This window comes from Hyphomonas sp. (genome assembly GCF_017792385.1).
In the GTDB taxonomy this organism is placed as follows: domain Bacteria; phylum Pseudomonadota; class Alphaproteobacteria; order Caulobacterales; family Hyphomonadaceae; genus Hyphomonas.
The window spans coordinates 591,947-612,053 of the sequence record NZ_CP051230.1 but is presented as its reverse complement, the minus strand read 5'-3'; the positions used below and the strand labels follow the sequence as shown (position 1 = coordinate 612,053).

Sequence of the window (20,107 nt, the reverse complement as noted above, 5' to 3'; positions counted from 1 at the left end):
CGCGGGGCGCGCAAGGCCTTCCTTTACGACAGTATCAGTGGAAGGCCTTGCGAAAGTCAGATTGGTGCTACTGGCTCAGCTCGAGCTGAATCTCGGATGCTGCCACGGCGAGCGCCGAGGCGTCGGAGTCCAGCGTTTCCGGGCGCAGGGCCGACGGGTAGGCGTCCGCAAGCAGGGTGAGGGCCGCGCGAATCGCGTCTGCGGCTGCCGCATTCTCTGCTTCGATTGCGGGTTCGTTATTGCTGAACGTCAGCTCGGCTGCCTTGTAGAAGCCATACCCGTCCAGATAGGTCTCGTAGAAATCCGAATCCAGCGACAGCAGATACATGTCGGCGGCGCGGTCGATCTGGTCAGAGGCAACGCTGGCAATGACCATGGCGTCGGACAGGTCAGTTTCCGGGGCGCTTTCGGCAGCCTTGTTCAGCGCTGCGAGGATCTCGTCGGTCCGTTCGTTGATCTCGTCCTGGCTTTCGCCGGCGAAAACGGCTGCCGACGTATCGGAGAACAGGTTGGTGAAGTCCGCCACGCCCTGGGCCGCGAACACCGGTTCCATGTCGAACAGCACTTCAGAGACCGGGTGGGCATACATTTCAGCGGCGGCCTCGTTCTTGCCCTCGGCATAGGCGTCGCGTGCGGCCAGCACGTGCGCGGCCGCGATGGCCAGCGCCGATTTGTAGACGACGGGATCGGTATAGGCGGCCTCGATGGTCACGCCGCCCTCACCTTCGCCGCCCTCGGTGGCAAGGCCGGCGGCATCGGGTGCCGTTTCGGCGGCCGGGTCTGCGTCGGCGTGCGAATCCGAGACCTCGGCGGCGGGCGGATCGGCTGGCGTGGCCGGTTCGCTGCATCCGGCAAGGGCGCCCGTCATCAGGACGGTGCCGAGCCCGAGGCTGGTCCACTGCTTCAGTTTGGTGTCAAAGGCCATGATAGAGTTCCTCTTTGCGTCGATCTGCTATAGCGGTGAATGACGCAAATGCAAATTATTCGCAAGTAGGTGTCCCATGCTTTTGACCCTTTCCGGCGTGTTGTCGCCGACCGACCTGGAAGAGGCCCGCAGCCTGATCGGCACGCTTGGCTGGCGCGACGGGACAGAGACCGCCGGCGGCACAGCCCGGGCCGTGAAACGCAACCAGCAGGCGGACCTGACCTCGCGCACCGGCGCGCAGTTGCGGCAATTGCTGAAACCGAAACTGGAGCGGCATCCGGTCATCCGGGCGGCGGCCCAGCCGCGTCAGTTCTCAAAGCTGATCATCAGCCGTACCGGGGAGGGGGGCGGCTATGGCCACCATGTCGACAATCCCTTCATGGGGGCAGGAGAGTCGCGCCTGCGGACGGATTTCTCGTTCACCCTCTTCCTGTCCGACCCGGACACTTATGACGGCGGTGAACTGGAGATCGAACTGGCCGGCATGACGCAATCGGTGAAACTGCCGGCGGGGGACCTGGTTCTGTACCCGTCGACCACCTTGCACCGGGTCGCCCCTGTAAGTGACGGCATGCGGCTGGCCTGTGTCGGCTGGATCGAGAGCAGCGTGCCGGATGCGGCCGTGCGCGAGATCCTGTTCGATCTTGAGAACCTGCGGTCCAGCCTGGCGGGGCGGTTGGACCTGCAGTCTCCAGAGATGCTTGTCCTGTCGAAAAGCATCTCCAATCTGACGCGCCGTTTCGGGCAGAGCTAGGCGGCGGCCAGGGCGGCAAGCAGGAAGCAGATGGCGGCTGCGACCGAACCCAGCGTGCGGACATGGTTCCACCGTGTCCAGACAATGCCATAGGTGTGCCAGTAGGCTTGGGCGTCGGAACCGTCCCGCGGCAGGCGATCCAGACGTTCGTTCATCGGTACATTTCCGAACAGGGTAACGCCCAGCACGGTCACAACGTAGATCGCCGTGCCGGTCAGGACCAGCGGCCGGGCGGCGGCGTCTGCCAATTGCCAGGCGGCGACGGAGGCCGCCAGCATGACGGGCACCAGCGCCAGCAGCATGGCCAGAAAGACGGACCGGAACACGGTGCGGTTGATCTGCTGCATGGAGTCCATGCCGCCGGACGGTGCTGCGCGGACGAGGCCGGCCATCACGAAATCGGAAAAGGCCTGGAAAACGCCGCCCACCAGCGCGCTGGACAGGCCGATGGCGAGACAGGCATAGGCAAACAGGTCGAGGGTCATGTCAGGTCTCCTTCAGGAAATTGAAAGCGGATCAGGGCGAACAGGCTGAGGGCCGCCACGACGAGTTCGATGAGGGCTGCCAGAAGCAGGCTGTTCGAGGGCATGCCGTCCAGGGCCAGGCTGACCAGCCGGGACAGGCCATAGCTGCCGTAGACGGACGCCGACAGGATCAGGCCGGTGCGGGCGAGGCTTCGCTTCACAGCGCCGGCAAGGGCAAGCAGCGAGGCAAGGATCAGCAAGCCGCCCGGGGCCCGCATCTCCGACAGCAGGCTGGGATCGGTCCCCAGCGCGATACCGCTGGTTGCGTGGAAGGCATGCGGCAGGAACAGGATCCCCGTTCCGATGGCCAAGCCCATGCTGCCCGACACGGCGAGCAGTGTGCGGGTGAAGGGATGGGTCATGCGGCGTCCCTCCAAAGCGGCGTCCCGGCGGTTTCGCGGGCAAACTCCGAAAAGTCCTTCGGCGGACGGCCAAGGGCCCGCTGGACGCCGTCAGTCAAATATTCGTTCCGGCCGTCCAGTACGTTTGTGAACAGATAATCCAGCAGCCAGATCTGGTCATCCGGTGCGCCGGCCTGGCGCAAACCCTGAAAGAAGTCGTCTGACGGGATGCGGGTGAACTGCACGGCACGGCCTGTTGCGGCCGCCAGGTCTGAGGCGACATCTGCGAAGGTCATGAGGCGCGGGCCGGTCACTTCATAAACTTCATCGGCATGGCCTGTTTCTGTCAGGGCCGCGACGGCGACATCCGCAATATCATCGGCATCAATGAAGGGTTCCCGGACATTGCCGACCGGCAGCGTGATATTGCCAGACAGGACAAGCGGCAGGAATTCACCTTCCGAGAAATTCTGGTTGAACCAGCTGGCCCGGACGATGGTCCAGTCCATGCCGCTCTCCTGGACGATGCGTTCGCTGGCCTGGGCGTCCGGCTCCCCCCGGCCTGACAGCAACACCAGATGCTTCACGCCGTGCGCGTTTGCGCGCTGCACGAGGGCCCGGATGGCGTCTTTCGCGGCAGGCACCGCAAGGTCTGGCGTGTAGCTGATATAGACCGCGCGCATGCCGGACAGCGCTGCGTCCCATCCGGCCGGGTCGTGCCAGTCAAAGGCGGGCCGGGCGGCGCGCGATCCGATGCGTGTGTCGATCCCCTTGCCTTTCAGGCGGCTGACAATCCGTCGGCCGGTCTTTCCGGTTCCGCCCAGTACGAGCACCGGCCCGGCATGTTCAATGGGTGTGCGAGGTGTATTTGGCATCGTTCATCTCCTTTGCTTGACACCGTGTAAAGTTGACATGGTGTCAAATGCAGATAACTTGACACTATGTCAAGTGAGAATCCGGAAACCCGGGAAAAAATCATGCGGGCCACCTGGGACCTGCTGGAGAAATCCAGCGGGGCAGGGGTCCGCATGAGCGATATCGCCAAGGCCGCAGGCATCAGCCGGCAGGCCGTTTACCTGCACTTCCCGACGCGGGCAGAGCTGCTGACCTGTACCGCCCGCTACATGGATGATGTCCACAAGGTGGATGAGGCCTTGAAGGCCAGCCGCGCAGCGACCGGCGTCGAGCGGCTGGATCTCTGGATCGAGGCGTGGGGCGGCTACATTCCGCAGATCCATGGCGTCGGCCGCGCGCTGATCGCCATGCGGGACACCGACGAAGCCGCCGCGGCGGCCTGGACCGACCGCATGCAGGCGGTCCGTCATGGCTGCGAGGCAGCCATACGGGCCGTGGAGGAAGCCGGACGCCTGAAGCCCGGCCTGACTCCCGCCCGGGCGACAGACCTGTTGTGGGCGCTGGTCTCGGTGGAGATGTGGGAAAAGCTGCGCTTCGAATGCGGCTGGAGCCAGGCCGACTACATCACCACGCTGCAGGCAATGGCGCGGGACAGTCTGACGAGCTGATCAGATCAGCCCGGCCGATTTCAGGCTGGTGACGCCGCCGGTCCCGGCAATCAGATGATCGTGCACGAGGATGTCGAACGGATCGAGCGCGTCGATGAGTTCGCGGGTGATGTCGATGTCCGCGCGGGAGGGCGTCGGGTCACCGGAGGGGTGATTGTGCACAAGGATCAGCGCCGAGGCGTGCAGTTCGAGCGCCCGCCGGGCCACTTCACGCGTATAGACCGGGGCATGATCCACAGTGCCGTGTGCCATGATCTCGTCGGCGATCAGCTGGTTCTTCCGGTCGAGGAACAGGATTCGGAACTGTTCCCGCTTCTCGTGCTGCAACTCTGTCCGGACATAGTCCATCAGGGCCGACCATGACGATATGGCCGGCTTTTTCCGGATCGTTTCGCGCGTGGCCCGGGCCTGCAGTTCGGCAATGGCCTTGAGATAGGCGGCGACCGTTTCGCCAACCCCGTCGATCCGTACAAGATCCTCGCCCGGCGCTGCCAGTATGGCCGACAGGCTTCCGAGCCGGGCGTGCAACGCCTTGGCGACGGGTTTCACATCGCGGCGGGGAATAAAGGCCATCAGCAGCACTTCCAAGACTTCATAATCATCCAGCGACGCCGCTCCACGGGTCAGCAGCTTGCGCCGCAGGCGTTCGCGGTGACCTTTCCAGTGCGGTTCTTCATTTTCGGTGCCCATCAGGGTTGAAAAACCATGAAATCCCGAATTGATAAAGGGCGGATGTTCACGCTTTGTGGCGAGGGACTTTCGCCGGGGGCATTGCTTGGGTAGTCTGCGGGCGGGACAATCCGTGGGAGGACATCACAATGCAACTGAAACCGGTTCTGATGGGCGCTGCGATCCTGGCACTTCCGGCCTGCATGACCGGATCACACGATCATGGCCACGGGCATCCGCACATGCATGGGCCGGATGGCGCCATGCTGCACGCGCACCAGGACAAGATCGTTGTCGATGGCGCGGGCGACGAGGTGGACAATCCGTTCCATCCAATCCGCCTTCTGCTGTCATCGGAAGAAACGGCTGGCGACGTCACCGTGTACGAGTTCGTGCTGCCGCCGCGCAGTCCCGGATCGCCGCCGCACACGCACACGCGGGAGGACGAGTATTTCTATGTCGTTTCAGGCGTGCTGACGATCATGTCCGGTGAACAGATCCAGTCGCTGTATCCCGGCGATTTCGCGGCTTTGAACCGGGGCAATACGCACATGTTCTGGAATGCGAGTGACGACACCACGAAGCTGATCATGACCACGACGGGGGGCTCGTTCGAAGGCTTCATGAACAGTGTCGCGCCGCGTCTGGCGGAGGCGAAGCCGGATTCCGCTGAAGCCGCCGGCGCGGTGATCGGCCAGCTGGCGTCGGAATACGGCATCACGATTGCGATGGAGAAGATGCCGCCGGAAGCTGCGCCCTTTTACGGACCACCTCCGACCGCGGACCAGGCGCGCTAGACGTCGACCTTGTGGGGCTGGTGCCAGCCCTTCGGAGACGAGGTGAAGATTTCCACGCCGTCTTCGGTAACGCCCACGGAGTGTTCGTATTGCGCCGACAATTGGCGGTCACGGGTCACGGCGGTCCAGCCATCGGGCAGGATCGCGGCGTCCTTGCGGCCGAGATTGAGCATCGGCTCCACGGTGAAGAACATGCCGGGCCTCAGTTCGGGCCCGGTATTGTAGGCGGCAGAGTGGATGACATTGGGCTCGTCATGGAACAGGCGCCCAAGGCCATGGCCGCAGAAATCCTCGACAACGGACATGCGGTTCAGGCGGGCGACCTCGGATATGGCGCCCCCGATATCGCCGAACCGCTTGCCGGGGCGGATCTGGGCGAGGCCTGCCATCAGGGCTTCATAGGTCACGTCCATCAGGCGCTCGGCCTTCCGCTTGACGGCGCCGACGCCATACATGCGGGAATGGTCGCCATGCCATCCATCGAGGATCAGGGTGACATCGATGTTTGCAATGTCGCCTTCCTTCAGGGGCTTGGGCCCCGGAATGCCGTGACAGATGACGTGGTTCAGTGAAATGCAGCTGGCATGGCGATAGCCGCGATAGCCGATCGTGGCGGAGGTTGCCCCATGATCCATGACGAATTCGCGGACCAGATTGTCGAGATGCTCGGTCGTGACGCCGGGCTTCACTTCCGGCACGAGCATGTCGAGACACTCCGCGACCAGCCGTCCGGCCTTGCGCATGCCTTCGAACCCTTCGGTATCGTGAATGCGGATTTCGCCCGTGCGCATCGGCAGCAGGAGGGAAGTGTCGGTCATCAATCGGGGCCTTTCCAGGCTGAAACGGTCGGGTGTTTCAGCCTAGATAGCAATTTCCCCCCCAGACTTCCAGCTTGCCGCCTGCGACGGGGGCGCCCCGCTATTGGAGCTGCGTGCCGAGGGTGATCTCGATGGCGCCCAGAGCCACGGACATCGGACAGCCGGTCTTCGCCTTTTCGGCCAGCGCCTCGAACGCGTCGGCGTCGATACCGTCAATCGCTGCGGTCAGCGTCAGGGCGCTGCGGGTGATACGGAACCCGCCACCATCTTTCGGCTCCACGGTGACAATGCATTTTGTGTCAAGATCGGTGGCAGGCGTGCCATTCTGTGCCAGCAGATGCGACAGCTGCATGGTGAAACAGCCAGCATGGGCCGCTGCCAGCAATTCCTCGGGATTGGTGCCGGACTTGCCGTCTTCATCCTCAAAGCGGGCCTTGAACGAATATCCGTGATCACTGAGCGCCCCACTTTGTGTGGTGAGCGAGCCTTTTCCGTCAGTCAGGTCTCCGGACCAATGGGCGGTGGCGTGGCGTTTCATGAGGGATCCCTTTTGATCAATTGCGTCTCATCCTGTTGCAATGCGTACCCCTGCAAAGCGTTCCGACTTGGCGGGGTGAGCGTATGGTGCCATTTATTCGGTCATGACCCATGCCTCACCCACTGCCGCCGTATTGCTGATCGGCGACGAACTCCTGTCCGGCCGGACGCGCGACATCAATCTTCAGCAGATCGCGGCCTATCTTGCGCCGCTGGGCATCCCGGTCCGGGAAACGCGCATCGTGCCGGATGTGCAGGAAGAGATTGTGGCGGCGGTGAATGCGCTGCGGGAAAAATATACCTATGTCTTCACGACAGGCGGCATCGGCCCGACCCATGATGACATCACCGCCGATGCGATTGCGAAGGCCTTCGGGGTGGAGATTTCCGAACATCCGGAGGTCAGCGCCATGCTGGCGGAGCGCTACCGGCTGATGGGAACGGATTACACGCCGGCCCGCCGCCGGATGGCGCGCATTCCCCACGGCGCCAAAATCGTGGCCAATCCCGTATCCGGCGCGCCCGGCTTCCAGACCGGGAACGTCTTCACGCTGGCGGGAGTGCCTTCGGTGGCGCGCGCGATGCTGGAAGATATCGGGCCCCGGCTGGAGACCGGCGCGGTGATCCACAAGGTGACCATTCGGGGCAGGGGCCTGCGCGAAGGGGATATTGCCGAACCGCTGGCCGCACTGGCGCAGGACATGCCGGAGGCCGCATTCGGTTCCTATCCCTGGTTTCGGGGCATCGGGGACAATGGCGTCCACCTCGTGGCCAGCACAACCCGGGACACGCTGATCCCCTTGATCACGGACCGGCTTGAGGCGATTATCTCCGCAACCGGCGTCCAGCCGGAACGCGTGGAGGACGCCAACGCATGAAATTCCTGGCCCGCACCCCGGTGATCTGGATCAGCTTCGTCGCGATGCTGGTGATCGGCGCCGGGTTCGGCCTGTGCCGTCCGGTCGTGGGCGGGGCCTTCCTGGACATGACGTCCGATCCGGATACGGCCCGCACCATCATTGCCGCGATGACTGGCGCACAGCGCACCGCCCATGCCTGGGTGACGGTGCTGCTCGATACCGCCTATCCGCTCGCCTATGGCGGGTTTCTGGGCGGGCTGGCCCTGCGCTTCTTCGGGCGGTTCGGCCCCTATGCGGCGTTGCCCGCGCTGGGCGTGGTGATTGTGGACCTCACTGAAAACCTCGTTCAGGTGCTGGCATTGGCCGACTGGGCCGATGCGCTGGATGCCAAGGCCTGGCTGACGCCGCTGAAATTCGGCCTGTTCTTTCTGGCGGCCGGAATCGCTATCCTTGCGCTGGGGATCGGCCTGGTGAACCTGATCCGGAAACGCGCCGCCTGAACGTGATCTGCTGTTGCGGCCTGATCGCCGCAACGTCAGGCATGGTCCTGTTGCCTGCGTCCCGCTAAGAGGGGCGCAGAGGAAAACAGGAGGATCCCATGGCGGAAGACATTGTGAAGGTCGAACTGGACGGTCCGGTCGCGCTGGTCACGCTGAATCGGCCCGATGCCCTGAACGCGCTGAACCGGGCCCTGCGTGCCGAGATTGTCAGCGTGTTCAACGAGCTGAAGCAGAATGAAGAGGTTCGCGCCGTCGTGTTGACGGGGGCGGGGCGTGCCTTCACCGCCGGGATCGACCTGAAGGAAGCCGGCCAGACCGGCTTCGCCCTCGGCGCCGATGAAGACTCCAGATCCATCGACATGGCCCGCGCGCTGGCCGACTATCCGTGGCCGATCATTGGCGCGATCAATGGCTTTGCCATTACCGGCGGTTTCGAGCTGGCCCTGATGTGTGATGTGTTGCTGGCCTCGGAGCACGCCAAGTTCGCAGACACGCATGCCCGCGTGGGCATCGTGCCGGGCTGGGGCCTGTCGCAGAAACTGTCGCGCCTGATCGGCATCAGCCGCGCGAAGGAATTGTCCTTCACCGGCAATTTCCTGGATGCCCACACAGCCGAGCGCTGGGGCCTGGTCAATCGGGTGTACGAAGCCGATGAACTGGTGCCGGCCGCGATGAAGCTAGCGCACGATATGTGCAGCTCGCAGCCGGATCTCCTGAAACAGTACAAGGCGCTGATCGATGACGGCTACGGGATGAATTTCGCCGCCGCCCTCAAGGAAGAGGTCAAGCGGTCCATTGCGCATTCGGAATCGGTCACGGCAGACGCCGTGGAAGAGGCCCGCAAACAGGTCACCGCGCGTGGCCGCGACCAGCAGGGGTAAGCATGATGAGAGACGTTGTAATCTGTGAACCCGTCCGCACGGCGGTTGGCGGCTTTGGCGGAGCCTTCAAGACGGTGCATGCGCACGAGCTGGCTGCGCATGTTGTCCGTGAGCTGATGGCGCGTACGGAACTGCCGGCCGAGGCCGTGGAGGACTGCATCTTTGCGCAATGCTATCCGACCATGGAGGCCCCGGCCTTCGGCCGCATGATTGCGCTGGATGCCGGGCTGACCACGTCCACCGGCGGTTACCAGATCGACCGGCGCTGCGGCTCGGGCCTGCAGGCGGTGATCAATGCGGTGATGCAGGTCGCCACCGGTGCAAATGATGTGATCATTGCGGGCGGGGCGGAGAGCATGTCGAACGCGCCATTCTTCTCCATCGACATGCGGTGGAACATCAAGGGCGACGGGCTGATGCTGCATGACGGCCTGTCGCGCGGGCGCTACACGGCGGGCGGCAAGCACCATCCGGTGCCGGGCGGCATGATCGAGACAGCGGAAAACCTCCGCCGCGACCACCAGATCACGCGCGAGGCGCAGGACCAGTTCGCCTATGATTCTCACATGAAGGCAGCGGCTGCACAGAAGGATGGAAAGTTTGCGGAGGAAATCATTCCGTACACCGTAAAAGGCCGCAAGGCGGATACAGTCGTGGACGCAGACGAGCATATCCGGGCGGACTCCTCGCTGGAGAAACTGTCCACGCTGCGCGCCATTCGTGGCAAGGTGGATGATCAGGCGACCGTGACGGCCGGCAATGCCTCCGGCCAGAATGACGGCGCGGCGGCCTGCATCGTCTGCACGCGCGAAGCGGCCGAAACATACGGGCTGAAACCGCTCGGGCGCCTCGTGTCCTGGTCAGTGGCGGGGGTCGGCCCGGAAGTCATGGGCATCGGCCCGGTGCCATCCACGCAAAAGGCGCTGAAGACGGCGGGTCTGGAATTGAAGGATATCGACGTCATCGAACTGAACGAGGCCTTCGCCGCGCAGGTGCTGGCCTGCACCAAGGCGCTCGACTTTTCCGATGACGACATGGCGCGCCTGAACGTCAATGGATCCGGCATTTCGCTCGGGCATCCCGTCGGCGCGACCGGCGTGCGGATCCTGACGACGATGCTGCGCGAAATGGACCGCCGCGAGGCGCGTTATGGTCTGGAGACGATGTGCATCGGCGGCGGGCAGGGGCTCGCCGCTGTGTTCGAACGCGTCAGCTAGAAGGCATCTTCCGCCGGTGGCCGTGTGCTCAGGGCAACGGCCACCGCGATGATGAAGAAGACGAGGCCGAGCAGGTAGGTCAGGCTCGACGCCATGTGAACCCAGCCCATCGTCTGCGATATGTTGCTGACATCATGCGTGCCGATGATGATCTGTTGTCGAAGGATTTGCGCGATGGTTTGCGTGACTTTCTCCAGCAGCGCTGCACCAAGATGCAGGAATCCGAACACGCTGGCGATTGTTGACGGGCGGGCCCGCAGAATGAGCATGTGGACAAGTCCGTAGGCGACAGCCGCCAGGCCTGATAGAATCCCCTGCGGGAGGGTTGTGGCCAGCACGGCTGTTCTGGCGAAGTCATCCATGCTTGGCGCGATGAATAGCGGAATGGCTATGGTGGCAAGAACCATCAGGCCTGCCGATACGAACCAGAATGTGGGGAGGCTGTTTTTCACTTTATTGTTCCATCTTTCCGCAAGTTTCAGAGATGAAATGTAGCGTCCCCTGCAAAATGCCGGTATGTCCAGCTTCGGCGCCGCGGGCGTGGCGAAATTGGTATACGCAAGGGACTTAAAATCCCTCGGCCGCAAGGCCTTGCCGGTTCGAGCCCGGCCGCCCGCACCAGACCGGTTCCTGTAGCTACGACAGCACGACCCGAAAATCCCGCCATTGGTACATGATTTGCATGTTTCTCGCCTAAAGGGAGAAATGTCATGTATCCAGCCATCCTGTCCTGCCGCCGTCCCGAAGTGCAACTTGTCCGCCTGTCCGGCGCGGCCCTGCCAACACCGAAACAGCCCGTTTCATGTCAAACCGGCATGAAACCTATCCGGACTTTCGGGGAACAAAAAGCGGGTTTCGTTCATAGCTAGAGGGCAACACACGACACCTCCAGAAGGACACGCCCTCATGTTTCGCGCTCTTATCGCCTCCACCGCACTTGCCCTGACTGCCCTGCCGGCACTGGCAGGACCGGAAGCGGAAGCCGTCATTGAAGGCGCCGCCAAACACATTGCCGACCCGGCAAAGGGGCGCGAAACCCTGCGCCAATCCATGGATCTCGACACGGTCGCCAATTTCACGCTGGGCAAGTATGCCCGCCGCGTCTCAGACACTGACCGGGCCCGCTTTGCCGAGGCATTCGAGACCTATTTGCTGGAAAGCTTCGAGGAACAGCGTGACAAGTTCCGCGATGCCGAAATCACCGTTTTGGGATCGAAGGATCGCAAGCCGGGCGACTCAATCGTGGAAACCCGCGTTCAGCGCCCTGGCGAAGCCCCGCAAACCGTGCGCTGGCGCGTGATCGAAAAGAATGGCGAATGGCGCGTCGTGGATGTCGAAGTGCTGGGCCTGTGGCTGGCCATCGAACAGCGCGCCCAGATCGCCGCCATCATGGACCGTCCGCGCGCGACGATTGACGACGCCATCGCTGCGCTCGATTCCTGATTTCGGTCAGGCGGCTTCCTCGACAATCTCTTCTTCGTCCAGGTCTTCTGCCCGGTCTTGACGGTCGGAGGCATCCCCGATCGTGAACAGATCGGCTTCGCGGCTGAGCCAGCCAGCGAGGTCCTCATCCGGTATGCCCAGAATGCGGAGCATGTCGGCCACCATCTCGATGCCCTTTGGCTCGCTGGCGACGAGATGGGCCCGCATGTTCAGTTCCAGATGCCGGTCGAGATCGTGCAGGCTTTCCACGGCGACCAGCCGGATCAGGTCCGGGAAGCGACGCGTGATCGAGGGCGTGACTTCCTTCGACACCGCATACCGGGCCTTGCCGAGTACCACGGCGCGCGCATTGCTGCCGCCAACCGCATCGATCAGCTTCATGTTCGAGGCATCCCCGAACGAAACATTGTAGCCATCCGCCACGGCGGCCAGGAAACGGTCCGGGTCACTGTCGGTGGCGATGTAGGGAATGTTGAAATCCACCAGCGCGTCCACCGCCAGCCGGCCCGCCGGGGACATGCCGATGACAAGCACCGGGCGTTCGCCGGCCGGTTCGCTGGAGGTTTCCATCGTGACCTGTTTGCGGCGGGCCAGTTCCCGCGACAGCTTACCGCCGAGAATGGCCCAGCTGGGGGCAAGCGCCAGGGACAGGGCGATGGCCGCGATCAGACTGCTCATCAGGGCAGGGGGGAAGTTCGACGTGACGGCTCCCAGCGACAGGATCACCAGGGTGAATTCCGAGCCCTGCGCCAGCAGCGTGCCGAGCTGCATGGCCCCGGGAATGCTCCAGCCATTGAGGCGGGCGGCGACATAGCCCAGCACGGATTTGACGATCAGGATGCCGAAGGCCGCGATCACCACCAGCGGCAGGTTGCGCAGCAGGGCAGGCAGGTCGATGGCCAGGCCGACACTGATGAAGAAGAAGGACAGGAGCAGGCCGCGGAACGGGCCCATCTCGGTCTGGACCTGGTGGCGGAACGGCGTGCCCGAGACGGCGAGACCCGCCAGGAATGCCCCAAGGGTCAGGGACAGGCCGATCATGGCGGTGGCACAGGCCGCAGCCAGCACCAGCAGAAGCGTGAATGCCGTGAAGGCCTCATCATTGCGGGTTGCGGCCAGTGTGCGGAAGACGGGATTCAGCAGATAGCGCGAGAACAGCATGGCTGCGCCGAACGCGATGAGGGCCTGGACCAGGGCGAGCCCGAGCGAGGCAGCCAGCGGCACCGCGCCGCCATTGAGCAGCGTGTCGGAGACCAGCCCTGCGAGACCGGCCGCGCCGGTTTCGCCTTCGCCGAGCGATGTGGCGAAGATCATCAGGAAGATGGCGACAATGTCCTGGAAGATCAGGACATGGGTGGCCGTGCGGCCGATGGGACAGGAATTCTGCCCCCGTTCGGTCAGGATGCGGGCCACAACGGCGGTGGAGGACAGGCCGAGGCTGAGGCCGACCGCAATGGCGAAGGGCCAGGACACGCCCAGCATGTAGAGCGCGCCAGCACTGAGCAGTCCGGTCAGGACAAGATGCATGGGCGCAAGGCCCAGCAAATCGCCCCGGCTTTCCTTCAGCTCGCGCAGCGAGACATGCATGCCGATATCGAACAGGAGAAAGACCACGCCGAGTTCGGCCAGGAGATGGGTGCCGCCGCTCTCATGAATCAGGTCCAGCATGCCCGGGCCGATCAGAATGCCGGCCAGCAGATAGCCGACAATGGGGCTGAGATTGAACGCCCGGGACGCCAGTGCAGCGGCCGCGCCGAAGCCCAGCAGGGTGATGGCGGGGACCAGGGCACCAACGGCGTCGGCGGGGCTCATTTCAGCGGCCATGCAATGGATCTTTCGTCGGGATTCCTGTCGCCTCCAAGGTAAGCGCGATCTGCCAAAAATAAAGGCCGCCGGTTCGACAGGGAACCAGCGGCCTTCACCAGACCACGCACGAAGGAGGGCAATGTCTCGCGCGCGATTTGAGAAGAAGTGCGGTGCGAGCCCTAGAGGCTCTTCGCGATGGTCAGGACAACGCGCTCGTCGGCAATGCCCGTATCGTCGATGTCGGTATCCCAGTAACGCAGGTCCAGATCGATGCCGACCGGCGTGGTGTAGGTGCCGCCCAGCGACCAGTTTGTGTAGTCGCCGCCGCCATCAAAGGAATAGTTGCCGACCGAGACATCCGCAGCGAACACGTCCGTGAAGGCATACCCCGCAGAGCCTTCAATGTAGATGTTCTCATTGTCCGGGTCCCAATAGACCGCGCCGCCGACTTCCACGCCGCCTTCGAAGGCATAGCCCAGAGCGGCCTGCAGTTCGACGAAGTCGAGGTCTTCATCGTCCGAGTCCGGATAGGAGTAGTAGATGACCCCGAGATCCCAGGAAACGCCATTGGCGAACTCGCTGGCCACACCGGCATAGAAGTCAAGTTCGACATTGGTGTCCGAGCCGTCTTCGAAGTCGACGTTCGACGCCCAGGTGCCGGCATAGAAGATGCCGTTGGCGTAGTCGAAGCCGCCGGAGATGGCCATGTCCTCATTGGACTGGGACACACCGCGCCACACATAATCCGTGCTGAGAGCGACGTTGCCCGACCATTCTCCCTCGGCAGCCGCCGTGCCGGCCACTGCCAGCATTGCTGCGACTGCTACCCCTGCGCGTAAAAGCTGTTGTTTCATGATTTTATTCCCCGTTGTTGAATCGCGCTGTTGCCAGCGCCGTAACCACGATGACGCGGCTTGAACGGGGATCGGAAACAAAATTATGGAGGTCGCGGGACCTCTGGCGGATCGCCAGCGTTTTGTGCACGCAGTGGCGACTATGCCTGAGCTTTGTGCGAGCCGCTTCCGCCTAGCGAGCGGTCAGCGGCGCATAGCCCAGATGCGTCCCGGCATCGACCAGCAGCGTCTCTCCGGTGACATGGCGCGAGGCATCCGTCAGGAAGAAAAGGGCCGCATCTGCAATGTCGTCGGGGCCGCTGGCGGCGTTCAACGGTGTTGCAGCGGCAACAGACGCCTCCATCCGGCGGTACTGGTCCTCATCCATCTTGTCCTTGAACCAGCGCGTGCCGATGAAGCCAGGACAAATGGCGTTAACCCTGATGGCCGGGGCCAGGGCCCGGGCAAGGGACAGGGTCATCGTGTTGAGCGCGCCCTTGGTGGCGGCATAGGCAACGGACGAGCCGATTCCGGTCACGCCGGCGATGGAGGAGGTGTTGAGCACGGCGGCTGACCGCCCGGTCTGGCGGTGGCTTTCCACCAGAAGCGGCTTGCAGGCCTGCATCATCAGGAACGGGCCGGCGACATTCACTGCATAGAGATTCAGGAAGTCCTCGCGGGTCAGCGCGTCAAGATCGGCATGGTCGCGGGCATGCTTGGTCGTGCCCGCATTGTTGACCAGAATGTCCAGCCGACCGGCCTGTGCGGCGGCGTCCGCCAGTGTCCGGCAGCCTTCTTCGGTCGACACGTCCGCCTGAACAAGACGGGATTGTGAGCCCAGCGCCTGGCAGTCTGCGGCAGTCGCTTCGCCATCCTCAACGGACCGGGCGCAGTTGATGATCACATCCGCGCCCCGCTCGGCCAGTTTCAGCGCGATCGAGCGTCCCAGACCGGTGGCCGATCCGGTGACGATGGCGGTGCGGCCGGCAAGGTCTTTCGGTTGTGTCATCTCTGTCTCTCCCTGTCGTTTCTGATTGGCGCGACTGTAGGGGGCGATCAATAATGGTGGCAACAGGTTTCACGCTTCTCGGCAAGAAAGCCGAAACCCATGATTGCTAGGGCTTGTCGTGAAACGGAGATTGTCTGCCATGGCGCCTGCGGCGAGCCGAATTTTCCAGAAACTCCAGTCCACGGCGCACCGCTCGCGGGAAGATGCCCGGCAGGTCGCCATGGAAATGTGTTCCCGGGAACCGAAGAATGATGCCGAAGCCGCCGCGCTGCTGGATTTCAATGCGCGCCTGAAGAGCGATGATCCGGAGTGGGATCACCGGTTCACGAATGTCATGGCAGACTATGTGCTGGCCCGGGATGGCGCGCTGGGGACGCTGACCCAGGCCAATCTGGACTGGCTGCAGGCGCGGGCCATGCTGTCCGGCGGCCCGCCCAATCGCAATCTGATGCGCCTGATGGCGCGGCTTCTCAAGAAGGCCGAACAGGTGCCGGCGGGCTATGGGCGTCAGGTGCTGGGCTGCCTGTGCGACCAGATGGTGCGCGATGGCGGCGCACGTGCTGACATGGTGGCCCTGATCGACAAGGTGCTGGCGCGGGGCGGCACGGCCGACGCGCCCTGGATCAGCCAGTGGGAGGCGGCGCTTCTTCTGCGGGCGCAGGACCGGCTGTCCGCCTGCGAGAATGATCCGGCCTGGACCAGGCTGTTTGCACGGGCACTGGGCAATCACTTGCTGATGCGGGCCCATCCCAATCCGGACAGCGAGCGTCATGCGCTGAGCCGCCGGTGCTGGCTGGATCCGCTGGATGACCATCCCGGCCGCTATGTGGGCTGTCTCGCCGTGGGGCTCGACCGGGGCCCCTGGTTCGAGCGACTTGGTGACGGTGATGCGGCGGGCGAAGCGCGGCAGGTGGCCAGTCTTGCGGCGATCCGGGCCTCGGCGGGCAAGCCGGAGCGCGGGCATTGGTGGAGCAAGAATCCGGCCCCGCCTGCGCCCGACAGTCCAGGGCAGGCGCTTATTGACTTCCTGAACCGCGAAGCGCCAGGTTTGCTGGACGGCCTGATCGTCGCCGCGCGCTGACAGGGAGACCATCGCCATGCTCATGCAGAACCTGCTCGTGGGGGGCGTGCTGGTGGCGCTTGCCTTTGCCATTCACTTTGCAGGACTGGTCGGCCTGTCGGCCCTGATCCGACGTCGCAGCGCGGCGCATGTGAATTTCTCGACCGTAGCGGGGCAGGGACTCGGGATATTCTTCATCCTGATGAGCCTGTTCGCGCTGCATTCCCTCGAAATCTGGCTGTTCACCGTGGCCTATCTGTTGCTCGGCGTGTTCTCCGATGTCGAGACCGCGGTCTATTATTCCACCACCACCTTCACGACAGTCGGCTTCGGCGATGTGGTGGTCGACAAGGACTGGCGCATGCTGGGCGCGGCGGAATCGGTCATCGGCTTTCTCCTGCTCGGCTGGTCGACCGCCTTCCTCGTCTCCATCTCGGCCCGTGTGCGGGCCTTCGAGGCGCGGATCGAGCAGCTGGACGATCCCGACTAGGCCGCGTCTGCGGCGGGCTTCGCCAGGAAGCGCGCTCCGGCCACCGCCAGCCCGACCAGGATCAGGCCGCCCAGGACGAGGGTTTCGGGCCTTGCGCCCAGATATTCGAAATACTGGGTGTAGCCATGGATCGTCAGGAACACGATGGACGTGATCGACAGGAAGCTGTTGCGCCGAGATGTGGCAATCACGGCCGTGAGGGCGCCGATCCAGCCCAGCGTGAACACATGATCCGGGATCGTCATGGCCGCATCCCGCCAGTCGGAACGGTCTGACCAGCGCTGCGGCGCGAACCAGTGCTCGCCGATCCGGTCGCCCCAGAGCGAGCCGACCCAGAACGCAAAATTTACCATGAGCATGGCCGTGCGCGCAGCGACCGTGACCAGATTCTGCCATGCCGCGCCAAGCTTGCCACGGGCATGATAGAGGCCGCCTGCCAAGAGGCCGAAGATCAGAAGGGTGAGGGTCGGCTCCTCCACGAACAAGGCGTAGCTGGCGTGCCAGTAGCCCGTGCCGGATCCGAGTATCGCGCCCAGCGACAGGACAGCAAAGGCGCCCAGCAGGGCAGAGCGGAACCAGACGGCCGAGGCCGTCATGATGAGGGCGATCAGCAGTGTCGGCAGCGTGCCGTCCTCGACATGCTGGAATTCCCATCCCACCCAGCCGGCCAGGCCCAGCGTGCCCATCAGCGTCAGGGCCATGCCGAGTGCTTTCAGGGAATTGCCGCGCGCGCTGCGCCGCAGGCCTTCCGCTCCGCCGAGCGCGAAAAGGGCCAGGACGAGGCCGGTCAGCGCATTCGGAACCAGCGCAATCGTGCCGCCCGCCACCGAAATGGCGCCGAAGATCAATAGCAGGTTCACCAGAAGGCCATTCTTCTGCTCAGGCAGGGCAAGGGCTCGCAGGCGGGTGGCTTCGGCGGCGTCCAGCCGGCCATTCGTGACCAGGGCATCAAGGTCCAGCACAATCCGGGACATGGGTTCGATCTCCTAAATAGTGAGCGCTTACTAACATGCGTGCGTCACCCTGACAACCCACTTCACCTATGGGAATTGTGGACATCTGTTTTCCGTCGGCTTAGTGCAGTCGCTGAAAGAGTTTACAGTGGATCGAGGCAGCATGTTCAAAAAGATTCTGATCGCCAACCGGGGGGAAATCGCCGTTCGGGTCATCAACACCTGTCGACGGCTGGGCGTGAAGACTGTGGTCGTCTATTCGGATGCTGATGCGAATTCGATGGCCGTCGAGATGGCGGACGAGGCCGTGCATATCGGCCCGTCCCCGGCAGCGGAATCCTATCTGGTTGCCGACAAGATCATCGACGCCGTGCGCCAGACCGGCGCCGAGGCGATCCATCCCGGCTTCGGCTTCCTGTCCGAGAACCCGGCCTTCGCCAAGCGTCTTGAGGAAGAGGGCATCGGCTGGATCGGGCCGAATGCCTATGCCATTGACGCTATGGGTGACAAGATCAGCTCCAAGAAGCTTGCCGCCGAGGCTGGCGTCTCCACCGTGCCGGGCCATATGGGCCTGATCGAGGACACGGCCGAAGCGGTGAAGATTTCCCGCGAAATCGGCTATCCGGTCATGATCAAGGCGTCTGCAGGGGGCGGGGGCAAGGGCATCCGCGTGGCCGCAAATGACAAGGAGGTCGAAGAAGGCTTCCCGGCGGTGCGCGCTGAAGCGAAATCGTCCTTTGGCGATGACCGCGTCTTCATCGAGAAATTCATCCTTGAGCCACGCCATATCGAGATCCAGGTGCTGGGCGACAAGCACGGCAATTGCATCTTCCTGAATGAGCGCGAATGCTCGATTCAGCGCCGCAACCAGAAAGTCATCGAGGAAGCGCCCTCGCCGCTGCTCGACCCCGAAACGCGCAAGAAAATGGGCGAACAGGCCGTCGCGCTGGCCAAGGCCGTGAACTATGACAGCGCCGGCACGGTGGAATTCGTGGCGTCCGGCGCAGACAAGGGCTTCTACTTCCTCGAAATGAACACCCGTCTGCAGGTGGAGCACCCGGTGACGGAAATGATCACCGGCGTCGACCTGGTAGAGCAGATGCTGCGCGTTGCCTATGGCGAGAAGCTGAAGCTCAAGCAGTCCGACATCAAGATCAATGGCTGGGCCGTCGAAAGCCGCGTCTATGCCGAAGACCCGTATCGCAACTTCCTGCCATCAATCGGCCGTCTGAAGCGCTTCCACGCGCCGGAGCAGGGGCCGCTGGCGGGCGGAGAGGTGCGGATGGATTCCGGCGTCCGCGAGGGCGACGAGATTTCCATGTTCTACGATCCGATGATCGCCAAGCTGATCACCTGGGGCAAGGACCGCGATGCCGCGCTGGACGTGCATGGCGAGGCGCTCGACCGTTTCCACATCGAAGGCATTCAGGACAACATGCCCTTCATCGCGGCTGTGGTTGACGAAAAGCGTTTCCGCTCGGGCAAGATCACGACCGCCTATATCAAGGACGAGTTCCCCGACGGCTTTGACGGCGTGCCGCCGACCGCCGAACAGGAAACCCAGCTGATCTGCGCCGCGGCCTATGTGCACGGCTTCTTCTCGCGCCGCGCCGCCGACACCAGCGGCCGGATCGCGCCGACACCCGAAGCCCGCAAGGATTGGGTCGTCATCCTGGGCGACACGCACCATCCGGTGACGCTGGAACTGGGCGAGGCCGGAGAAGCCGAGATCACGATCAATGGCGGCAAGCCCCACACGCTGGTAACGCCCTGGCATCCGGGCCAGCACCTCGTCGAGGGCCTGCTGGACGGCGAGCCCTTTGCCGTGAAATTTGCCGACCGGACCGAAGGCTATCTGTTCCGTCACCGCGGCGTCGCCGTGCGCGCGCTGGTGTGCACACCGAATGTGGCCGACCTGCATGCCCGCCTGCCGGAAAAGGAAAAGCCGGACACGTCCAAACTGATCATCTCGCCGATGCCCGGCCTTGTCGTCTCCATCGATGTGGAAGTCGGTCAGGAAGTGCAGGAAGGCGAAGCGGTCTGCGTGGTCGAGGCCATGAAGATGCAGAACATCATCCGCGCCGAGGCCGATGGCACCGTGAAGGCCATCAATGTCGCGGCCGGCGACAGTGTGGCCGCCGACGAGATCATGGTCGAATTCAGCTAG

Annotated in this window: 23 protein-coding genes and 1 tRNA gene; 12 read left to right on the top strand and 12 right to left on the bottom strand. The window is 63.5% G+C overall.

Annotated features, from left to right (window positions below):
- Positions 1–67: 67 nt before the first annotated feature.
- Positions 68–925 carry a hypothetical protein gene (locus HF955_RS02970; protein WP_291077738.1) on the bottom strand — a complete coding sequence of 286 codons (858 nt, stop codon included), beginning with the start codon at positions 923–925 and terminating at the stop codon, positions 68–70.
- 76 nt (positions 926–1,001) lie between these two features.
- On the opposite strand from HF955_RS02970, the gene HF955_RS02965 reads away from it, so the two are divergent.
- Positions 1,002–1,679 carry a Fe2+-dependent dioxygenase gene (locus HF955_RS02965; RefSeq protein ID WP_291077736.1) on the top strand — a complete coding sequence of 226 codons (678 nt, stop codon included), beginning with the start codon at positions 1,002–1,004 and terminating at the stop codon, positions 1,677–1,679.
- Here the strand turns inward: HF955_RS02965 and HF955_RS02960 are convergent.
- Genes HF955_RS02960 through HF955_RS02950 form a run of 3 tightly spaced genes read right to left on the bottom strand, consistent with a single transcriptional unit; the run spans position 1,676 to position 3,419 of the window.
- Positions 1,676–2,164, bottom strand: a complete 489-nt coding sequence (locus HF955_RS02960; RefSeq protein WP_291077734.1) for a DUF1772 domain-containing protein — start codon at positions 2,162–2,164, stop codon at positions 1,676–1,678. The genes HF955_RS02965 and HF955_RS02960 overlap by 4 nt on opposite strands.
- On the bottom strand, positions 2,161–2,565 hold the full coding sequence (locus tag HF955_RS02955; RefSeq protein ID WP_291077732.1) for a DUF4345 domain-containing protein: 405 nt from the start codon (positions 2,563–2,565) through the stop codon (positions 2,161–2,163). Before HF955_RS02955 ends, HF955_RS02960 begins: the two co-directional genes overlap by 4 nt.
- Positions 2,562–3,419, bottom strand: a complete 858-nt coding sequence (locus tag HF955_RS02950) for an NAD(P)H-binding protein (protein WP_291077730.1) — start codon at positions 3,417–3,419, stop codon at positions 2,562–2,564. Before HF955_RS02950 ends, HF955_RS02955 begins: the two co-directional genes overlap by 4 nt.
- Before the next feature lie 102 nt (positions 3,420–3,521).
- Here HF955_RS02950 and HF955_RS02945 point away from each other — a divergent pair, with 102 nt between their 5' ends.
- Entirely contained in the window at positions 3,522–4,067 is a 546-nt protein-coding gene (locus HF955_RS02945; RefSeq protein WP_291077728.1) for a TetR/AcrR family transcriptional regulator, read from the top strand.
- Here HF955_RS02945 and radC read toward each other — a convergent pair whose 3' ends face one another.
- Entirely contained in the window at positions 4,068–4,757 is a 690-nt protein-coding gene (gene radC, locus HF955_RS02940) for a DNA repair protein RadC (protein WP_291077726.1), read from the bottom strand.
- A gap of 128 nt (positions 4,758–4,885) precedes the next feature.
- Between radC and HF955_RS02935 the strand changes: the two genes are divergently transcribed.
- Positions 4,886–5,533 (top strand): cupin domain-containing protein, encoded by a 648-nt coding sequence (locus tag HF955_RS02935; RefSeq protein ID WP_291077725.1) that lies wholly within the window; start codon positions 4,886–4,888, stop codon positions 5,531–5,533.
- Here the strand turns inward: HF955_RS02935 and map are convergent.
- Positions 5,530–6,351, bottom strand: coding sequence for a type I methionyl aminopeptidase (gene map, locus HF955_RS02930; protein WP_291077723.1), 822 nt, complete (start codon positions 6,349–6,351; stop codon positions 5,530–5,532). The two genes, HF955_RS02935 and map, sit on opposite strands and share 4 nt — an antisense overlap.
- 100 nt (positions 6,352–6,451) lie before the next feature.
- The gene (locus HF955_RS02925; RefSeq protein WP_291077721.1) at positions 6,452–6,889 is read right to left on the bottom strand and encodes an OsmC family protein; all 438 of its coding nucleotides are present in this window, start codon (positions 6,887–6,889) and stop codon (positions 6,452–6,454) included.
- 103 nt (positions 6,890–6,992) lie between these two features.
- Here HF955_RS02925 and HF955_RS02920 point away from each other — a divergent pair, with 103 nt between their 5' ends.
- From HF955_RS02920 to HF955_RS02905, 4 genes are all read left to right on the top strand, one after another.
- Positions 6,993–7,766: a molybdopterin-binding protein gene (locus HF955_RS02920; protein WP_291077719.1), complete on the top strand. Its 774-nt coding sequence runs from the start codon at positions 6,993–6,995 to the stop codon at positions 7,764–7,766.
- Positions 7,763–8,248 carry a hypothetical protein gene (locus tag HF955_RS02915; RefSeq protein ID WP_291077717.1) on the top strand — a complete coding sequence of 162 codons (486 nt, stop codon included), beginning with the start codon at positions 7,763–7,765 and terminating at the stop codon, positions 8,246–8,248. The genes HF955_RS02920 and HF955_RS02915 overlap by 4 nt, the downstream gene beginning before the upstream one ends.
- Before the next feature lie 98 nt (positions 8,249–8,346).
- The gene (locus HF955_RS02910; protein WP_291077715.1) at positions 8,347–9,129 is read left to right on the top strand and encodes an enoyl-CoA hydratase; all 783 of its coding nucleotides are present in this window, start codon (positions 8,347–8,349) and stop codon (positions 9,127–9,129) included.
- A gap of 5 nt (positions 9,130–9,134) precedes the next feature.
- Positions 9,135–10,346 carry an acetyl-CoA C-acetyltransferase gene (locus HF955_RS02905; RefSeq protein WP_291077713.1) on the top strand — a complete coding sequence of 404 codons (1,212 nt, stop codon included), beginning with the start codon at positions 9,135–9,137 and terminating at the stop codon, positions 10,344–10,346.
- Here HF955_RS02905 and HF955_RS02900 read toward each other — a convergent pair.
- Positions 10,343–10,798, bottom strand: coding sequence for a hypothetical protein (locus HF955_RS02900; protein WP_291077712.1), 456 nt, complete (start codon positions 10,796–10,798; stop codon positions 10,343–10,345). The two genes, HF955_RS02905 and HF955_RS02900, sit on opposite strands and share 4 nt — an antisense overlap.
- A gap of 82 nt (positions 10,799–10,880) precedes the next feature.
- On the opposite strand from HF955_RS02900, the gene HF955_RS02895 reads away from it, so the two are divergent.
- A tRNA-Leu gene (locus HF955_RS02895) sits at positions 10,881–10,967 on the top strand.
- Positions 10,968–11,252: 285 nt separating this feature from the next.
- Positions 11,253–11,789 (top strand): phospholipid-binding protein MlaC, encoded by a 537-nt coding sequence (locus tag HF955_RS02890; protein ID WP_291077710.1) that lies wholly within the window; start codon positions 11,253–11,255, stop codon positions 11,787–11,789.
- A gap of 6 nt (positions 11,790–11,795) precedes the next feature.
- Here HF955_RS02890 and HF955_RS02885 read toward each other — a convergent pair whose 3' ends face one another.
- The 3 genes from HF955_RS02885 to HF955_RS02875 all read right to left on the bottom strand — a co-directional run bounded on the left by HF955_RS02885 (position 11,796) and on the right by HF955_RS02875 (position 15,437).
- On the bottom strand, positions 11,796–13,613 hold the full coding sequence (locus HF955_RS02885; RefSeq protein WP_291077708.1) for a cation:proton antiporter: 1,818 nt from the start codon (positions 13,611–13,613) through the stop codon (positions 11,796–11,798).
- 161 nt (positions 13,614–13,774) lie between these two features.
- The gene (locus tag HF955_RS02880) at positions 13,775–14,449 is read right to left on the bottom strand and encodes a TorF family putative porin (protein WP_027837142.1); all 675 of its coding nucleotides are present in this window, start codon (positions 14,447–14,449) and stop codon (positions 13,775–13,777) included.
- Positions 14,450–14,621: 172 nt separating this feature from the next.
- Positions 14,622–15,437 (bottom strand): SDR family oxidoreductase, encoded by an 816-nt coding sequence (locus HF955_RS02875; RefSeq protein WP_291077705.1) that lies wholly within the window; start codon positions 15,435–15,437, stop codon positions 14,622–14,624.
- Between the two features lie 139 nt (positions 15,438–15,576).
- Here HF955_RS02875 and HF955_RS02870 point away from each other — a divergent pair, with 139 nt between their 5' ends.
- Positions 15,577–16,518, top strand: a complete 942-nt coding sequence (locus tag HF955_RS02870) for a hypothetical protein (RefSeq protein ID WP_291077703.1) — start codon at positions 15,577–15,579, stop codon at positions 16,516–16,518.
- Between the two features lie 16 nt (positions 16,519–16,534).
- Positions 16,535–16,987 carry an ion channel gene (locus tag HF955_RS02865; protein ID WP_027837145.1) on the top strand — a complete coding sequence of 151 codons (453 nt, stop codon included), beginning with the start codon at positions 16,535–16,537 and terminating at the stop codon, positions 16,985–16,987.
- Here the strand turns inward: HF955_RS02865 and HF955_RS02860 are convergent.
- Positions 16,984–17,961, bottom strand: a complete 978-nt coding sequence (locus tag HF955_RS02860; RefSeq protein ID WP_291077700.1) for a hypothetical protein — start codon at positions 17,959–17,961, stop codon at positions 16,984–16,986. The two genes, HF955_RS02865 and HF955_RS02860, sit on opposite strands and share 4 nt — an antisense overlap.
- Positions 17,962–18,103: 142 nt before the next feature.
- Between HF955_RS02860 and HF955_RS02855 the strand changes: the two genes are divergently transcribed.
- Positions 18,104–20,107 (top strand): acetyl/propionyl/methylcrotonyl-CoA carboxylase subunit alpha, encoded by a 2,004-nt coding sequence (locus HF955_RS02855; protein ID WP_027837146.1) that lies wholly within the window; start codon positions 18,104–18,106, stop codon positions 20,105–20,107.

Coding starts and splice junctions, on each gene's coding strand:
- HF955_RS02970 (WP_291077738.1), bottom strand. CDS start 925: ATGGCCTTTGACACCAAACTGAAGCAGTGGACCAGCCTCGGGCTCGGC.
- HF955_RS02965 (WP_291077736.1), top strand. CDS start 1,002: ATGCTTTTGACCCTTTCCGGCGTGTTGTCGCCGACCGACCTGGAAGAG.
- HF955_RS02960 (WP_291077734.1), bottom strand. CDS start 2,164: ATGACCCTCGACCTGTTTGCCTATGCCTGTCTCGCCATCGGCCTGTCC.
- HF955_RS02955 (WP_291077732.1), bottom strand. CDS start 2,565: ATGACCCATCCCTTCACCCGCACACTGCTCGCCGTGTCGGGCAGCATG.
- HF955_RS02950 (WP_291077730.1), bottom strand. CDS start 3,419: ATGCCAAATACACCTCGCACACCCATTGAACATGCCGGGCCGGTGCTC.
- HF955_RS02945 (WP_291077728.1), top strand. CDS start 3,522: ATGCGGGCCACCTGGGACCTGCTGGAGAAATCCAGCGGGGCAGGGGTC.
- radC (WP_291077726.1), bottom strand. CDS start 4,757: ATGGGCACCGAAAATGAAGAACCGCACTGGAAAGGTCACCGCGAACGC.
- HF955_RS02935 (WP_291077725.1), top strand. CDS start 4,886: ATGCAACTGAAACCGGTTCTGATGGGCGCTGCGATCCTGGCACTTCCG.
- map (WP_291077723.1), bottom strand. CDS start 6,351: ATGACCGACACTTCCCTCCTGCTGCCGATGCGCACGGGCGAAATCCGC.
- HF955_RS02925 (WP_291077721.1), bottom strand. CDS start 6,889: ATGAAACGCCACGCCACCGCCCATTGGTCCGGAGACCTGACTGACGGA.
- HF955_RS02920 (WP_291077719.1), top strand. CDS start 6,993: ATGACCCATGCCTCACCCACTGCCGCCGTATTGCTGATCGGCGACGAA.
- HF955_RS02915 (WP_291077717.1), top strand. CDS start 7,763: ATGAAATTCCTGGCCCGCACCCCGGTGATCTGGATCAGCTTCGTCGCG.
- HF955_RS02910 (WP_291077715.1), top strand. CDS start 8,347: ATGGCGGAAGACATTGTGAAGGTCGAACTGGACGGTCCGGTCGCGCTG.
- HF955_RS02905 (WP_291077713.1), top strand. CDS start 9,135: ATGAGAGACGTTGTAATCTGTGAACCCGTCCGCACGGCGGTTGGCGGC.
- HF955_RS02890 (WP_291077710.1), top strand. CDS start 11,253: ATGTTTCGCGCTCTTATCGCCTCCACCGCACTTGCCCTGACTGCCCTG.
- HF955_RS02885 (WP_291077708.1), bottom strand. CDS start 13,613: ATGGCCGCTGAAATGAGCCCCGCCGACGCCGTTGGTGCCCTGGTCCCC.
- HF955_RS02880 (WP_027837142.1), bottom strand. CDS start 14,449: ATGAAACAACAGCTTTTACGCGCAGGGGTAGCAGTCGCAGCAATGCTG.
- HF955_RS02875 (WP_291077705.1), bottom strand. CDS start 15,437: ATGACACAACCGAAAGACCTTGCCGGCCGCACCGCCATCGTCACCGGA.
- HF955_RS02870 (WP_291077703.1), top strand. CDS start 15,577: ATGGCGCCTGCGGCGAGCCGAATTTTCCAGAAACTCCAGTCCACGGCG.
- HF955_RS02865 (WP_027837145.1), top strand. CDS start 16,535: ATGCTCATGCAGAACCTGCTCGTGGGGGGCGTGCTGGTGGCGCTTGCC.
- HF955_RS02860 (WP_291077700.1), bottom strand. CDS start 17,961: ATGTCCCGGATTGTGCTGGACCTTGATGCCCTGGTCACGAATGGCCGG.
- HF955_RS02855 (WP_027837146.1), top strand. CDS start 18,104: ATGTTCAAAAAGATTCTGATCGCCAACCGGGGGGAAATCGCCGTTCGG.